The sequence below is a fragment of the Mycobacterium sp. Root135 genome (assembly GCF_001426545.1).
Classification (GTDB): domain Bacteria; phylum Actinomycetota; class Actinomycetes; order Mycobacteriales; family Mycobacteriaceae; genus Mycobacterium.
Window position 1 is genome coordinate 679,421 of record NZ_LMEZ01000001.1, and the last position, 17,345, is coordinate 696,765.

Sequence of the window (17,345 nt, forward strand, 5' to 3'; positions counted from 1 at the left end):
CGTTGGACCGGCAGACGAACTCAGTCTCGGCGGTCCCACGCGTGGGTGACCGACCCGGCAGCATGAACGGCGACGGAGTACTGGTCGGTCTCGTCGGCCAAACCGTCGTCGTCATCGTCGTCGATGGTGTCGCGGCTCCTCAGGATCGGGCCGGTGTCGTCGTCACCATGTTCGTCGAGCCATGCCTGGTCCGCGGCGGCGGCGGCCGACTGCTGGGCGGCGCTGCGCCGTATCGCTTCGAGTAGTTGACGCGGAGTCTTGGATGGCCACCAGTTCCTGTCGCCGACCAACACCGCCATGGCGGGCACGGTGATCGTGCGCACGATGAACGTGTCCAGCAGAAGGCCGACGCCGATCACGAAGCCCAACTGCACGACCGTGGCGAGGCTGCTCACCGTGAGCGCGAGCATCGACGCGGCGAAGATCAACCCCGCCGAGGTGATGACGCCGCCCGTGGCCCCGACGGTCCTGATCACCGCTGAGGGCACTCCGAGTTTGGCCTCGTCGCGGATGCGGGAAATGAGCAGCAAGTTGTAATCGGCCCCGACCGCGACCAACACCAGGAACGCCATCCCGGAGACACTCCAGTAGATGTCCTGACCCAGGATGAACTGGAAGAACACCACGCCGATGCCCATGGCGGAGAGGAACGACAGCACCACCGACGCCACCAGGTAGAGGGGTGCCACGATCGCCCGCAGGATGAGTGCCAGGATCAGGAACACGACTACCAGCGTCATGATGACGATGTAGTTCAGGTCCGAGTTGTAGTGGTTGCGGATGTCGTTGTTGAGTGCCGAGAAGCCGACCATGTCGATCTTGGCGTTTTCGAGGCTCGTGTTGGGACGCGCGCTGTTGGCTGCGGTGAGAATGTCGTCGACCTGGTCCATGGCCTCGACGCCAAACGGATTGAGCGCCGTCTGCACCAGGTACCTGACGGTGTGACCGTCCTGGGAGACGAATAGCTGGGCGGCCTTCTTGAACTCGGCCTGAGTCAAGATCTGCGGCGGAATGTAGAAGCCCGACATCGCAGGATCCGACGCATCGCGTTTCATCGCCAACAGGAAGCCCGACGCCTGGTCGAGGCCACCGCCGATCTTCCGAGTTTGGTCGACCAGCAGTTGGACGCCGTCCGCAAGCTGTTTGCTGGAGTCGGCAAGCTTGTTCGCGCCCTGGCGCAGTTCGCCGAGCTTGCGGTCCAGATCGCTTTCGTCTTCGATGCCAAGCTGCTGCAGGCCGTTGAAGGCGCGCTCCAGGTTGGTGCCGACCTTGCGAATGGTGTCGTCGAGCCGGTCGGTGCCCTTGGTTTCCTTCAATCCGGCGCTGAGTGCCTTCAGATAGGCGATGTCGCCGGGGTTGTAGCCGTCCACCCTGCGCTGCAGTTCCGCGCGCGACGACACACATGCCGGGTCGATGTTGCACGCCATGCTGCCGTTCAACACGACGAGCATCGACCGTGACGAGTCGTAGGCGGTGGTGACCGTGTCCAGGCTTTGACCGAGGGAGTCACCGACGGTGTTCATGTTGGCCAGGATGGCGGCCTTCTTTTCAAGGTCGTCGAAGGTGACGTCGTCACCCATGGCCTTTTTGATCTCGAGCAGCCCTTGGAACACCTCGCGAATCGACCCCATCGAGCCGAGTATCTGGAGCCGGATCTGGTTGTTGACGTCCGCCAGCTGATGCGCGCCGCCTGCCAGCAAATTGAGGTTCTGGTCGTTGGTCGCGATGAGCCCCGACGCGTCGGCGAGCTTGCTGCCGACCTCGCCGGCCTGATAGGTCGACTTGGCTTCGTTGAGCATCTCGCCGGTGGGTCTGGTGATGCCCCGCACCAGGTCGATGCCCGGCACCTGACTGATGCGCTGCGCCATCTGCTCGAGATCGGCCAGCGACTTCGGCGACCGAAGGTCGACGTCCGGGTCGTGCACCATGATGAACTGCTGCATGGTGGCGCTGACGGGGAAGTGCTTAGTCAACGCCTCGTACCCGAGGTTGCTCGGGGCGTCGTCCGGCAGGTTCCTGCGGTCGTCGTAGTTGTACTTGATCATCGACGTGCAGGCCGCGAGGGCGAGCAGCACCACCAGGCTGGCGACCAGGTGAATCCTTGGCTTGCGGACGATCTGAACCGCCGTGCGGCGCCAGAAGCGCCCCGTGATGTCCTTGCGGGGCTTTATCCAGCCGCGCCGGCCCGCCAGCACCATGAGCGAAGGCAGGATCGTCAGCGCGCCGAACACCGCGATCAAGATCGTCACGGACAGCGACGGGCCAACGGTCAGGAACACGCCAAGTGTCGCGAAGGACAGGCCCATGAAGGTCAGGGCAACGGTCGCCGCGGATCCGGCCACGACTTCGCCGATCGTGGCGATCGAGGCGACCACGGCGTCGTCGGAGCCCATCCCATCTCGAATGCACTCCTGATATCGGCTGAACAGGAACACCGCATAGTCGACGCCGGCGCCCATCATCATGCCGGTCATCAAGACGATGGTCTGCGGCCCCAGCGGCAGACCCACTTCGCCAAGGCCCGCCACCACCTGCTGCGCGACACCCATCGACACGCCGATGGTGATCAACGGCATGAGCATCGCGACCAGGTTGCGGTACACGATTATCAAGATGCTGAAGATCGTGACCACGGTGGATATCTCGATGATGGCCTGGTCTTTGACGCCGATCTCGTTGAGGTCGGCAAACGTCGCGGACGCACCGACGACGTTGACGTTGAGACTCGAACCCTCCGCGGCCTCGTTCACCGCCTTGAGCGCCTTGCCGTAGGCCGCCTGCCCCTTGGCCGTTCCCATGTTGCCGGCGATGCTGACCGGCAGGGTCCAGGCCTTCTTGTCCTTGCTGGTCATCGCTTCGCGAAGTTCGGGGATCGTCACGAAGTCCTGGGTGGACTTGACGTTCTCCGTGTCTTCCTTGAGCCGGCTGACCACCCGCCGGTAGACGTCCTCTTCCGGCTTGCCGAGTTCGTGGTCACTCGAGAGAACGACGACCGCGACGTTGCCACCGTCGGCCTGTTTGAAGGCGCTCTTCATGAGCTCCGTGGACGCCAGGATCGGCGAATCCTTCGGCAGCAGATCCGGTGGCTTCTTCTGCGCCACCGTGAACAGCGGATCGATCAGAATGAACAACGCAGCCAGGAGGACGAGCCACGAGCCCAGAATCATCACGGGTCGCCGAACGACGAATCGACCTAACGATTCGAACGCCCCATGGACAGAGGCGCCACGGATGTCGGCGCGGCTGAACACCATGTGAGGTTACACCGCCCAGCAACCACCCGAGCTCGGTTACGTTGCTACAACCGCCACTGGCAGCAACGCAGGCGTGCCCGTCGTGCTGTAATCATGTGTGCTCGTGCCTGAATTCAAAGTAGCCCTTGAAAGCAGCGACAATTCGTACCTTTGGATGAATTCGACTCATGCCTGAGGTCGCAACGCCGAAGACCTTTGCGATCGCCGTGCACGGCACGCGCGGCGACGTGGAACCGTGTGCTGCCCTCGCCCTCGAGCTAACCCGCCGCGGCCATCGAGTACGGCTGGCAGTGCCACCGAATCTGGTCCGGTTCGTCGACGGTGTCGGACTGGGACCGGCCGCCACCTACGGCGTCGATTCGCAGAAGCAACTCGAGGCGGACATCTTCAAGGACTGGTGGAAACTGCAGAACCCGATGACGGTGTTGCGGCGCAGCCGCGACTACGTCACCGAGGGGTGGGCCGAGATGAGCACGACGTTGTCGACGCTCGCTGACGGCGCTGATCTGATCCTGACGGGCACGACCTACCAGGAAGTCGCGGCGAACGTTGCGGAGGCCGCAAACCTCCCCCTTGCCGCGCTGCACTACTTCCCCTGCCGCGAGAACGCCCAGGTGCTGCCCGTGCCGCTCCCCCGGCCGGTGCTGCACACCGGTTGGTCGACCGTTGAATGGGCGCACTGGAAGGTGTTGAGCCAGGCCGAGAATGCCCAGCGCGACGCGTTGGGTCTGCCGCGGGCCAGGGTGCGTGCCATTCGGCGCATCGTCGAGGGCGGTGCCCTGGAGATCCAGGCCTACGACGAGGTGTTCTTCCCCGGTCTCACCGAGGAGTGGCACGGGATTCGTCCGCTGGTGGGATCGCTGTCTCTGGAGCTGCCCACCCCGGGCGACGAGGAATTGCTCGCGTGGATGGCCGGCGGGACGCCACCGATCTACTTCGGCTTCGGCAGCATGCCGGTCGAGGATCCTGCCGCCGCCATCGAGATGATCACCGCCGTGTGCGCCGAACTCGGCGAGCGGGCGGTGATCAGCACCGGTGTGTGGGACGTGGCTGGCACTCCGGTCGCCGACCACGTCCGGCTCGTTGGCGCGGTCAACCATTCGAAGGTGTTCCCGGCCTGCCGGGCGGTCGTTCACCACGGCGGCGCGGGCACGGTGGCGGCCAGCGTGCGCTCGGGTGTGCCGACCGTCGTCCTCTGGGTGTCGGCCGATCAGCCGGTCTGGGCGGGCAAGGTGAACCGCCTCAAAGTGGGTGTGGCCCGGCGCTTCTCGAGTACCGACGCCCGCTCACTGACCAAGGCGCTGCGGACGGCTCTGACGCCCGAATACCAGGACCGTGCCCGTGAGGCGGCGACGCGAATGACGTCACCGACACATGCGGCGGCCAGGGCGGCCGACCTGTTGGAGGCTGCGGCCGACGCCGGCCGGCCTAGATGATGGTGCCCTTGAGCCCGAAGTCGCTCAGTGTGCGAACCGTCTTGTCGGCAAGCCAGTCACGGGTGTTCTCGGCGCCCACTTCGTAACCGACGACGTTGACCGAGACGTGACCGGCGATGCGTCCGGCTGCCACCACCAGCTGACCTCCGGCGCGCTCGAGGGCGGCACGTGTCACGCCCTGGTCGACGGGCCGGAACAGCATGTATTCGGCCTCGGTGCCGTCGACGCGGGACAGCGCGGGCGGCACGTCCCCGAGGTTGGAGCAGGACACCGGGAGGTCGCCGAATATGACGTCGGCCGTGCGCCGGACGGCGCGAATCGGCACGAACGGGGTGATCGGAAGGAGCGCGTGCTTGTCGTCGTGCCCGTCGCGCAGTGCCGAGAGTGCTTCTCGCACGGCCGCTCTGGCTGCCGTCAGGTTCGTGGTCGCCGAGCTGGGGTCGACCGTCGCCGAGGCGATCTGCATGGCATTGCCGCGGCGATCGTCGCGGCCGTCCCGATCGCTCAACGCGATCATCAGGGTGACGGCGCCGTCGGCCGGTCTGGCCCGGCCCATTCGGTCGCCGAGCACGGCGGCGATGCCCGCGAGAAGCGAATACCCCGTGCCGCCAAGGTCACTGGCACGGGCGTCCCAATCCCCCAGGTCCACCACGGCCGACACCGTGGGCAGCACCAGCGGACCGTCGGGGCCACCCGTCACCGCCAGCGGCCGGGACGCGGAGATCTCCTTGCGGCTGCGGTAGGCGTACTTCGCCGCGGTGACGACGGTGCGGCCCAGTTCGGGGAGGTCGCGACCCACCTGCCGAAGATCGGATGCCAGCGCCGCTCGCCGGGTCCGCGCGTGCGGCTCGCCGTAGCCGAAGTCGCGAGGGGCGTCGTCGATCGCGTCGGTCAGCGTGCTCACCGCAGCACCGTGATCCATGAGGCAGTGTGACGCCACCAGCGTGACCGCCGTCGTGCCGTCGGTCATCGGCAGCACCCCGAGATGCCATCCCGGCCCGTCGACCGGGTCGACACGCCGCTGGGACCGTTCGTCGAGCCAGGTTCCCAACTCCCCCGGCGCCCTCGCGTCGTCGACGTCGAGGGGGGCGGCGGGTCCGGTCGCGGCGACCCAGCGATGCCTGCCGAACGGCAGGATCGACGGCTCGATCAACCGTCCGGCAAACCCGAACCCGACGTTGCGGTGAAAGCGCCGCAACCGTTCCTCGTCCACGGGATGGGTGTACACCCAGACGTATTGGACCAACTGCGAGCGGTTGTCGTTCGCCTGCATCGACAGGAACGTCGCCTGGTCGATGTAGGCCAACCGCTCGGTCACACGATCACCGCGGTGAGTTCGAACTCCTCGAGGACGGCCGCCAACCGGTCCCGCAGCGCCTGCTTGGTGTTCTCGACGCCCGGTTGGTAGCCGACGACGGTGATCGTGACCTTGCCGTCCAATCGTCCGGACACGACCGTCAACAGTCCACTGCGTTCCTCGAGCACCCCGCGGGTGATGTGCTGGTCGATGCCCCGCAGCATCACCTGCTGCGCGGGCGCGCCGCCGGGGCTGGCGACCTGCACGGGCAGATCGCCGATGTTGGAGCTCGACACCGGTTGATCGGTGAACCCGAAGGCAAGGTCCGCCGTGTGCCGGACGGCGACCTTGGGGACGAACGGGTTGAGCGGCAGAAGGGCCAGCGCCTCGTCCGGCTTCTCCCGCATGACCTTGAGCGCCTCCCGCACCGCGGTGCGGGTGTCGGTCAGGTCCTTCGCGACGTGGGTCGGGTCGACGCGGACATAGGCCAGCTTGACCGCGTTGGCCCTGGTGTCCTCCAACGTGCGGTCGTTGATCGGGACGATCAGCCCCACCGTTCCGTCGGCGGCGAGCGCTCGGCCCTGGTGCACGGCCAGCCGCGCCGCGAGGCCTGCCTGCAGCGAATGCCCGTTTCCGCCAAGCGCTTCGGCGCGCGCATCCCACTGCGCCAAGTCGACGAACGCCGAGATGGCCGGCACGATCACCGTCTCGTCGGGACGGGCGACGACGGGCTTCTTCGGGCTCGGCGCGGCCGCCTTGGTCGCGCCCCGACGCTTCGCGTTGAGGAACTTGCCTGCCGCGACGAGTGTCCGACCGACCTCCGGCAGGTCGCTCAGCGTCTGACGGGCGTCGGCGGCGAGGGCCTGGCGCCGGGTTCGGGACTTGGGCAGCGGATAGCCCAGATCCCGCCGGGCTCCCATCACCGCCTCGAACACCGACAGGAAGGCCGCCCCACCGTCGCCTATGCAGTGCGATCCGACCAGGGTGACCGCCGTCGCCCCGTCGTCGAGCGGCTGCACGGCCATGTGCCAGGCAGGGCCGTGCTCTGGGTCGATCGGCAGCTGTGCCCGTTCGTCGATCCAGTCGCTGAGCTCGGCACGCGGTAGGGGTGTCGTCGCCACGTCGAGCGGTGCCGCGGGACCGAGTGCGGACACCCACCGGTGCCGCCCGAACGGCAGCACCGACGGCTCGATCAGCCGGCCCACCAGCCCGAATCCGAAGTCCTGGTGGAACCGTCGCAGCTCGTCCCAGTCCGGCGCATCGTCGTAGACCCACACCATCTGCATCGCCGCGGACTGCCCGGTGGCGCGCAGGCCGAGGAACAACGCCTGGTCGACGTAGTCGAGCAGGGGCTCGGCGGGTGGCCGAGTCTCCGCCTCAATCTCCGGCGACACCGTTGGTCAGCCCTTGGCCATCGGCAACATTGCTTCGCGGTCGCGAACGCTGTTGCGGCGCACTGCCTCCCCGTGCCGCACGTGAGCGCGGGCAGGTGCCACCACGGCGCCGTCGGCGACGCCGAGGTAGACCGCGGTCATCGCCGCCAGGTAGCGCTCGACGGATTCGCGGGCGATCGGGTTGTCCGGGAACGCCACGGTGACCGAGGTCTCCCGCTCGCCGCGGTTGACCCACAACCCGATCTGGTAGGCGGAGCGTGCGTCGCTGAAGACCCTGCCGTTCATCCGCTCCCACTCGGCGATGATGCTCGCCGACAGTGGGGGCAGGCCGGCGTCGAGGAACGAGACCATCGGCACGCCGGGAGTCGGCGGGCGCAGTCCCAGTTCGCCGTCGGCCAGTTCGAGCACGCGGTCGAACGGGATGGGCCCCAGCGGCATCCGGCTGTCGAACGAGCGTTGCGCCGCCCGTGCGGTGTCGCCGAAGTTCTTGGGGTCGACCGTCACCGAGACGGGAACCACACCCGTGAACCAACCCGTGGTCTGGAATTCCTCTGGCGTCGACCGGGTCGTGATCGGCGTGATCACGTGATAGTCCGTCGACCCCGTGAGCGCCTCCTGTGCCATTGCGGCGCAGGCGAAGACGCCGCCGATGAAACGGGCGCCCGCCGCGGTGCAGGCCGCCTCGAACCGCTCCGACTGCTGCTTGTCCAGCAACCGCACCGTCAGCAGATCGCCGGTCTTGGACCATGGCGGATCGCCGAGTGGGAACGGGAAGTGCGGAAGCGTGCCGTCGTTGCACTCGGCGAAGCGGATCCACTCCCGAACCTCGGGCGACTCCAGCGTGAGGTTGGACAACAGCTGCTGTTGCCGCACGCAGTACTCGTCGTAGCTGCCCGCCGTCGGCAGGGGAATCGGACCGGCACCGCTGACCAGGGCGGCGTACATCATGTGAATCTCCACCAGCACCAAACCCATGAACATCGCATCGGTGTGCACGTGGTCGATGCTGATGTAGAAGGTGAAGTGGTCGGCGCGCTGGATGATGCCGAACGAGAAGCAGTCCCACTGAAGCGGATTGGGTGTGGCGAGCACGTGCTCGCGCCACTCGGTCGCCGTCATCTCGCCGTACTTGGTCGGCACGAAGTTGACGTCGCGCGGGTTGTCGACGGTGTGCCGGACGATCTCTCCGCCGTCAGCGACCTCGAACCAGCTGTGGTAGGTGTCGTGGCGGCGCAGGTAGGCGTTGATGACGTGCGACATCGCCCGCAGGTCACACTGCCCCTGCATGTCCCACGCGGGAATGTTGAGCCGCGCCATGTCGGTGCCCTTGGAGATGTGGTCCAGATAGCCCCGAATGTGCTGTGCCTGCTGATAGCTCGGCGGCACTGCACTCACCGGCGCCTTGAGCACCTTGGCCCGACTTGCGGGCGAGGGGTGCCACGACACCACGTCACCGGATGTTCCAATCCAGTCGTGGATCGCCTTGATCGCAACCATCTATCTCTCCCCTGGTCCTGAAACTTCGGTGAGCGACGTCGTCGGCGCTGATTCGATGGTCATGGCGACACCGCAGGCACGGCGGAGTCGACGTCGAGGTCGATCGCGATCAACTCGCTGAGCCGTTCGGCAAGCCCGCGCACCGTCGTGACGTCGGTCGAGCCGATCCGCACGCCGGTCTCGGACTCCAGCCGAGTCCGCAACTCCAACGTGCCGAGGGAGTCGAGACCGTACTCCGACAGCGGTCGGTCAGCGTCGACCGAACGTCTAAGGATGAGGCTCATCTCTTCGGAAATCAAGCGTCGCACGCGAGCGGCCCACTCCTCGCGCGGCAACAGGCGCAACTCCTCGAGGAATTCGCTCGACCCCGAACGATCCTGTCCCATCGAGGCGAACGCCTCGGCGAACGGGCTGGTCTGCGCGAACGCGGTCAGCCAGGCCGCACCCGCGACCGGCGCGTACCCGCTGTACACCCGGGTGTGACGCATCAGGGTGTCGAAGGCATACGCACCGTCTTCGGGGGCGATGGCCATGCCGTCGTTGTCGGCCATGGCTTGGCCGGCGCCGATCTGGGCCCATGCACCCCACGCCACCACCTGTGCAGGCAGGTCCTGGGCGCGTCGCCACCGCGCGAAGGAGTCCAACCAGCTGTTGGCGGCCGCGTAGGCACCCTGCCCCGGCGAGCCCACCATGGCGGCGGCCGACGAGAAGCAGCAGAACCAGTCCAGCGGAGAGGTTGCGGTGGCTTCGTGAAGTCGCCACGCGCCCAATGCCTTCGGCGCCCAGTCCCGGTCGATCAGTTCGTCGGTGATGTTCCCGAGCGTGGCGTCCTCGATGACTGCCGCCGCGTGCAGCACACCGCGCAGCGGAATCCCGGTGGCGGTCGCCGCGGCGACCATGCGGGCGGCCGTCGTCGCATCGGACACGTCACCGAGTTCGACCTCGACCTCGGTGCCCGACTGACGGAGCCGCTCGATCACGCGCAGCGTCTCCGGCTTCGGCGCGGACCGGCCGTTGAGGATGATGCGCCCGCATCCGGACGCCGCCATCTTCTCGGCAAGGAACAGGCCGAGGCCGCCAAGTCCACCGGTGACGACGTACGCGCCGTCGGCACGGAACGCAGGCGCCCGCTCGGCGGGCACGACGGCGGCGAACTGACCGGTGCGCGGAACGTCGAGCACCAGCTTGCCGGTGTGCTCGGCAGCACCCATCGCGCGGATTGCGTTGGCGCCGTTGGCAAGCGGGTAGTGCGTGGTCTGCGGCGGCGGCAACGTCCCGTCGGCGATCTGCTGGTAGACGACCTCGAGGAGGCCGCGCAGCGTGTCGGGTGCGACGAGGGTCAGTAGCGCGAGGTCGACGGCGTAGAAGGACAGGTTCCTGCGGAACGGGAACAGCCCCATCTTGGTGTCGCCGTAGATGTCTCGCTTGCCGATCTCGACGAAGCGGCCACCGAAGGTCAGCAGCTCGAGACCGGCCCGCTGCGCGGCACCCGGCAGCGAGTTCAGCACGACGTCGACGCCGTAGCCGTCGGTGTCGCGCCGGATCTCGTCGGCGAACTTGGTGCTGCGCGAGTCGTAGACGTGCGCAACGCCCATGTCGTTGAGCATCTTTCGACGCTCAGGGCTGCCGGCGGTCGCGTAGATCTCCGCACCGGCGGCCTGGGCGATGGCCACCGCGGCTTGTCCCACTCCACCGGTGGCGGAGTGGATCAGCACCTTGTCGCCGGAGCTGATCCTGGCCAGGTTGTGCAGCGAGTACCACGCGGTGGCGTGCGCACTTGGCACGGCGGCGGCCGTGGCGTCCGGCAGGTCACCGGGGATGCGCACCGCGAGGTTCGCATCGCAAGTGACGAACGTGCACCACGCACCGGTGGCCGAGATGCCCGCGACGCGGTCGCCGATCTCGTGGTCCGTCACCCCGGCGCCGACGGCGGTGACGACACCGGCGAAGTCCGCACCCAGTTGGGGCATGCGTCCCTCGAACGACGGGTAGCGACCATAGGCGACCAGGACGTCGGCGAAGTTCAGGTTCGACGCGGAGACCGCCACTTCGATCTGGCCGGGCCCAGGTGCCGTCCGCTCGTAGCTGACCAGTTCGGCCGACTGAAGGTCTCCCGGCGTACGGATCTGCAGTCGCATCCCGTCACGGTCGGGGTGCACCACGGTGCTGTGACGCTCTTCGGGCTGCAGCGGCGTCACGTTGAGCCGGGCGGTGTAGTAGTGACCGTCGCGCCACGCCGTCTCGTCCTCGTCGGACAGCGAGAGCAGCTCGGCGCCGATCAGCCTGACGTCGGTGGCGTCGTCGACGTCGATCTGGGTGGGCCGCATCCGCGGCTGTTCCATCCCGATGACCCTGACGAGGCCACGCAGGCCGCCCTGGGCGAGGTTCGGAAGGTCGCCGGGGAGCACGGTCTGCGCACCCCTGGTGACGACGAACAGTCGCGGCGGCTCGCCTGCGACGTCCGGGAGCACCTTGGCGATGCGCACGAGGTGACGCACGTGGTCGGCTCCGTCGGCGACCACGTCGGCGTCGGCCGAGCGCGGATCCTGCACCACCACGACACCCGCGCTGGGGCGGGCGACGAGGGTCCGGCGCAGCAAGTCGGCGTTGGCGGCGGGATCGCCGTCGGCGCCCCACGTCATCGCGGTGACGTCGGCCTCGCCGGCCTTCAGCACGTCGGCCAGCTGGTGGGCGAGCATGTCGGACTCGTCGGAGGTGCTGATCAGCAGCCAGTGCCCGTGTCCGACCACGTCGGTGGCCGGCGTTTCCTGGCGCCGCCAGTCGATGGTCAGCAGCCGCTCGTTGAGCCGCTTGTGGCGCAGTCCCTGCTCGGAGACGCCCGTGCCGAGGCGAAGGCCTCCCACGGTCAGCAGCACGGCGCCGTGCTCGTCGAGCACCTCGACGTCGACCTCGACCGACCCGGCGCTGGCGTTGACCAGCTGCACGTAGCAGTAATGGGCGTTGCGCGTCGACGAGTGGACCCGCAGTCGCCGCACGCCCAACGGCAGCATCAACGTGCCGGTGTGGTCGGTGTGAAGATCGGGGTGCGCGCCGACGGCCTGGAAGCAGACGTCGAGGAGTGCGGGGTGAATCCCGTACGCGCCCTGCTGCGACCGGATGGAGCCGGGCAGCGCGACCGCGGCAAGCACGGAGCCGCCAGGACCCTGGGTCGTGTGAGCCGCCGTCAGGCCGCTGAACGCAGGCCCGTACTGGATGCCCCTGGCGTCGTACCAGTCGCGCATCTCGGCGCCGGTCAGCTCCACGGGGTGGTCGGCGAGCAGGGCGGCCACGTCGTAGGCGGCCTTCTCGGGTGCCTCGTCGACCGTCTGGAGCACCGCGGAGGCCCGTCGGACCTCCTGACCCTCGAGCCGGGTCGTCACCTGGAAGTCGGTGACGCCGTCCGAGGTGAGCGACGCCACGGCGGAGATCGGCGTGTGCCCCTCGAGCAGCAGCAGCTCCTCGAACACGAGGTCGCGTGCCTCCGACGCCTCACCGAGGACGGTGCGGGCCGCGGCGATCGCCATTTCGCAGTAGGCGGTGCCGGGTAGCGCCGCGACGCCGTGCACCTGATGGTCGGCGAGCCACGGCTGCGCGTCGGTGCCGACGTCGGACTGCCACACGTGGCGCTCCGGCTCTTCTGGCAGCCGGACGTGCGCGCCGAGCAGCGGATGGACGGCGAGGGTCGACGTGCCCTGCTCCTGCCCGTCCCTGGTGAGCATCAGACGCGGGTGGTTGAACGTCGGAAGGGGCGCGTCGACGAGCGCGCCGACCGGCCACAGGGCGGCGAAGTCGACCGCGGCGCCCGCACCGTGCAGGGCGGCCACGAAGCCGCGGAGCCCATGGGGAAGCTCCTGCTCGCGGCGGATGCTTGCGACGGCGGCGAGGCGGACGTCGAGGCTGCGTGCGTTCTGGTCCACCGCGTAGGTGAGCAGCGGGTGCGGCGAGAGTTCGCCGAACACGCGGTAGCCGTCTTCGAGGGCGGCCTGCACGGCGGCGGCGAAGCGGACCGCGTGGCGCAGGTTGTCGGCCCAGTAGTAGGCGTCGAAGTCGGCGGGGTCGCGGGGGTCGTACAGCGTCGACGAGTAGTACGGCACCGTCGGCTCGTTCGGCTCGATGTCCTGCAACGCCTCGGTCAGCTCGTCGAGGATCGGGTCGACCTGCGGGGAGTGCGAGGCCACGTCGACGGCGATTTCGCGGGCCATGATGCCGCGCGCTTCCCATTCGGCGGCCAGCTTGCGCACCGACTCCTTGGCGCCACCGACCACCGCGGACTGCGGGGAGGCCACGACCGAGAGCACGACGTCGTTGACGCCACGCGCCGCGAGTTCGGAGAGCACCTGCTGGGCGGGCAGCTCGACCGACGCCATGGCGCCGGACCCGTCGAGGGTGGCCATCAGGCGGGACCGGCGGCAGATGACCTTGACGCCGTCCTCCAGCGAGAGCGCTTCGGAGACGACGGCGGCGGCGACCTCACCCATCGAGTGGCCGATCACCGCGCCGGGCACGACGCCGTAGGACTTCATCGTGGCGGCCAACGCCACCTGGACGGCGAACACGGTGGGCTGCACGTTGTCCATGCCGGTCACGACGTCGTCCGAGGTCATGGCCTCGGTGACCGAGAACCCGGATTCGGCGGCGATCAGCGGTTCGATCTCTGCGACGGTCTTGGCGAACACCGGTTCGGAGGCGAGGAGGGCCGATCCCATGCCCGCCCACTGCGACCCATGCCCGGAGAACACCCAGACCGGGCCGCGGTCGCCCTTGCCGACCGCGGCTTCGTACGGGTCGTCACCGTCGGCGACGCGGCGGAGTTCGGCGACGAGCTCGGCTTGGTCGTTCGCGAGGACCACGGTGCGAACCGGTCGATGAGCGCGTCGGCGGGCGAGCGTGTACGCGAGGTCGGACAGGTCCGTCTGGGAACCCTCGTCGGTCTGGCTCTCGACCCAGTCGGCCAGCCTGCCTGCAGTGCGCCGCAGCTCCTCGGGCGTCGTGGCGGACAGCGGGAACAGCTTGGGTCCGGCCAGCTCGGGTGTCGTCGTCGAGTCGACGGTGCGGGTCGCCTGGGCGGCGGGGGCCTGCTCGAGGACGGCGTGCACGTTCGTTCCGGACAGGCCGTAGGACGACACGGCGGCGCGCCGCGGGTGGTCGCCCTCGACCGGCCACGGCGTTTCCTCGGTCGGGACGAAGAGATTGGACTCGATGCTGGCGATCTCGTCCGGCATCGCGGTGAAGTGCAGGTTCTTCGGCACCACGCCGTGCTGCAGCGACAGAATCGCCTTCATCAGCCCGACCGCGCCCGATGCGGACTGGCCGTGCCCGAAGTTGGTCTTCACCGATCCGAGCGCAACCGGCCCGGACTTGCCGTAGACGGCAGCCAGGCTGGCGAATTCGATCGGGTCGCCGACCGGCGTTCCGGTGCCGTGAGCCTCGACCATGCCGATGGTGGCGGCGTCGACGTGACCGGCCGCCAGGGCTGCCTCGTAGACCTTGGTCTGCGCGTCCCGCGACGGGGTGGCGATGTTGACGGTGTGACCGTCCTGGTTTGCCGCCGTTCCGCGGATGACTGCCAACACGTTGTCACCGTCGGCGAGCGCGTCGTCCAGGCGCTTGAGCATGAGCACTGCGGACGCCTCGCCAGAGACGAAGCCGTCGGCGTGCACGTCGAAGGCGTGGCAGGTACCGGTCGCGGACAACATGCCCTGCGCCGAGCCGGAGGACATCTTCCGGGGCTCCAACATGATGGAGACGCCGCCGGCGAGTGCCATGTCGCTCTCGCCGTCGTCCAGGCTGCGGCACGCCATGTGCACGGCGAGCAGGCTCGACGAGCAGGCGGAGTCGACCGTGAAGGCGGGACCGTGCACGCCGAGGTGGTACGCGATGCGCCCCGAGGCCAAGCTGAAGTTGCTTCCGGTGAACCCGTACGGGCCCTCGACGGCGTTGGCGTCGGCTGCGAGCAGCTGATAGTCCTGGTGGGTCATCCCCATGAAGACGCCCGTGAGGGAGCTCGCGAGGGTGGCGGGGTCGATGCCTGCGTGTTCGACGGCTTCCCACGCGGTCTCCAGAAGGAGGCGCTGCTGGGGGTCGATGGCGATGGCTTCGCGCTCGTTGATGTTGAAGAAGTCGGCGTCGAATCCGGCGACGTCGTCGATGAACGCGCCCCACTTGGAGACGGACCGTCCTGGCACGCCGGGCTCCGGGTCGAAGTACTCCTCGGCGTCCCAGCGATCCAGCGGTACCGTCGTCACCGCGTTGACGCCGCGCAACAACGCAGCCCACAGACCCGCGGGCGAGTCGATGCCGCCGGGAAGTCGGCACCCCATGCCGATCACGGCGACTGGGGAGACCGGTGTCTCTGCCACTTACTTCACCCTCTCAAACGAACGAACCAAGGCTCCCGACCCGGCTGTGCTGCACGAAGACGTCGGCCCTCCGGCGCTATGGATCAGCTGTGTGTCCTTTCCATTCGCGCCTGGAGTTGAGTATTGGCAAGGAGTTCCGGACCAGCAAACCGAACTTTAAGTACGAACCATTAGTACGAAAATTTCGGCAAATCCGTTACCGCCCTTTCCACTTCAACATTCTTCGGTCGGGACACTACACCGACAGCTACCTATTCGTCCCAACAACCTCGTTTAGGCGCATACGCTGCGGAAACGTCAAAAATTGACGCCACCGTTCGTTTTTAGCGATGGCCCGCGGACAGCTTCTGCGTTTCGCTGGTCGCATTTCCAGCAAACAAGTCAGGATCACAGCACATATTCGACCATCATTGTTGTCAGAATTCCCCCGGGAGTATTACCAAGGCAAGTGAATGTCTTCGACCTCAGCATCAACGCAGCTTATCGAGAATCTTCCGCGGTCTCAACGCGAGGCTCGGGCGACAGTACGGGCGGCCTTCTCGACTGATGGGAACGCTCGTCCGGGCGTATCGGCTCGACACTGGCAACATCCGATCCGATAACGACAGGGGCACCTACTGTCACTCTGGCAACATTACCGCGCTTATACCTCGAAAACGGGACGGTTTCGAGCGCCAGTCGGCCCGCTTCTGCCGAAACAAGCTGTCCCACAACGTGATCGACCAGACAACGGGCATTGTCAGCACCTTGGGCCCAGTCGCGGGCTGGGCGAAAATTAGTGAACAAATACATGCCCCGACGGAGTTACACCGCCGTGGAGAGCCCGGAGAATGAAGCGCCAAGCTTCGTAACGGCGTTGAACCCGTCCTTGCGAGCCAGGAAAACACCTCGCCTGATCAAAGCGGCGGTAGCCACGAACCCCGCCTGGTCGCTCACGACCAGCGGGGTCAACAGCCTATTGTGCACGAAACCAAAGGCCAGACCGCTGCGCGGGTCGGCCCAGCCCAGCGATCCACCCAGGCCGACGTGGCCGAAACCAGGCAGGACGCTCCCCAGCGGTAGGCCGTGATACCCGAGGTGAAACGACAGCGGCATGATGAGCCCGCCGTCGAGATGCAGGCTCGGCGGGGCGCTGAGCTTGGCCACCAGCTCGGCCGAAAGGAACTGGGCGCCGTCGACGTGTCCACCGTGCGCGATGGCCCCGTACATCCGTGCGAGTGCTCTTGCGGTCGCCACGCCGTTTGCTGCTGGCAACTCCGCGTCGAGCAACGACATGTCGCCCTGCACAGTCGACTTCATCCCTGGGAAGTACATCGACCCCAGGCCGCCGGAGAACGGCAGCGCGGCGAGGCGCGGCATCACCTGGTTGACGATCGGATTCTGAAACCTGCTCTGCGGCCCGATGATCCGAGCTGGTTGAGTCGGCGCGTCGGCCGGCGGCCTGCCGAGGTGAATGCCGTCGACGTCCAGCGGCCCGGCTAGCTCCGAGCGAAACAGCTCCCGCATCCCGCGGCCGGTGACCGCACGGGCCAAGCCGGACAACAACCAGCCGTAGGTCAACGCGTGATACGACGGCTTGCCCTTCAGCCACCCCATCGGGGCCGCGGCCATCCGCTCCTCCATCAGCAGATGATCCATCAGGTCCGCCCCGCTAGCCCCGTTGAGCTGCGACAACCCGGCGCGATGCCGCATCAGCTCGCGCACCGTGACCCCGCCCTTGCCGTTCGCGCCGAAGGCAGGCCAGTAGTCCGCGACGGGGGCGTCGTAGTCCACGAGGCCGCGGTCGGCGAGCCGGTGGATGACCGTGGAGGCCATGCCCTTGGTCGCCGAGAACACCATCGCACCGGTGTCGGCGGTCCACGGCCTGGTGCCCCGCCGGTCGGCCCATCCGGTCCACACGTCGACGACGGGTTGGCCGTCGAGATACACGCTCAGCGCACCACCGCCGAACCGTTTGCCCGGGAAGAGCTGGGCGAAGGCCCGGACCGCGCAGGCAAAACTGGGATCCGCCTCACCACGGACGTTGTGCGGAAGCGCTACGCCGCGCCGACCGCCTATGGCCTGAATCACAATGATCGAAATTACCGGTAACTCGGCAAACTCTGCGG

The 17,345-nt window shown here is 67.5% G+C and carries 7 protein-coding genes; 1 reads left to right on the forward strand and 6 read right to left on the reverse strand.

Annotated features, from left to right (window positions below; all coding sequences use genetic code 11):
- Nucleotides 1-20 precede the first annotated feature (20 nt).
- Nucleotides 21-3,167: an RND family transporter gene (locus tag ASD37_RS03330; protein ID WP_056548037.1), complete on the reverse strand. Its 3,147-nt coding sequence runs from the start codon at nt 3,165-3,167 to the stop codon at nt 21-23.
- 254 nt (nt 3,168-3,421) lie between these two features.
- Between ASD37_RS03330 and ASD37_RS03335 the strand changes: the two genes are divergently transcribed.
- A complete protein-coding gene (locus ASD37_RS03335) occupies nt 3,422-4,690 on the forward strand; it encodes a glycosyltransferase (RefSeq protein ID WP_056548039.1) in 1,269 nt (422 codons plus the stop codon).
- On the opposite strand, the gene ASD37_RS03340 is transcribed toward ASD37_RS03335, so the two are convergent.
- The 5 genes from ASD37_RS03340 to ASD37_RS03360 form a co-directional block, all read right to left on the reverse strand.
- Nucleotides 4,683-6,008, reverse strand: a complete 1,326-nt coding sequence (locus ASD37_RS03340) for a hypothetical protein (protein WP_056548041.1) — start codon at nt 6,006-6,008, stop codon at nt 4,683-4,685. The genes ASD37_RS03335 and ASD37_RS03340 overlap by 8 nt on opposite strands.
- Complete coding sequence (locus ASD37_RS03345) at nt 6,005-7,381, reverse strand: hypothetical protein (RefSeq protein ID WP_235567959.1); 1,377 nt, start codon at nt 7,379-7,381, stop codon at nt 6,005-6,007. The genes ASD37_RS03340 and ASD37_RS03345 overlap by 4 nt, the downstream gene beginning before the upstream one ends.
- 6 nt (nt 7,382-7,387) lie before the next feature.
- Nucleotides 7,388-8,878, reverse strand: a complete 1,491-nt coding sequence (locus tag ASD37_RS03350) for a condensation domain-containing protein (protein ID WP_056548045.1) — start codon at nt 8,876-8,878, stop codon at nt 7,388-7,390.
- 59 nt (nt 8,879-8,937) lie between these two features.
- Nucleotides 8,938-15,237, reverse strand: coding sequence for a type I polyketide synthase (gene pks2 / locus ASD37_RS03355; protein WP_056548047.1), 6,300 nt, complete (start codon nt 15,235-15,237; stop codon nt 8,938-8,940).
- Between the two features lie 804 nt (nt 15,238-16,041).
- Nucleotides 16,042-17,307 (reverse strand): serine hydrolase domain-containing protein, encoded by a 1,266-nt coding sequence (locus tag ASD37_RS03360; RefSeq protein ID WP_082569925.1) that lies wholly within the window; start codon nt 17,305-17,307, stop codon nt 16,042-16,044.
- Nucleotides 17,308-17,345: the final 38 nt, after the last annotated feature.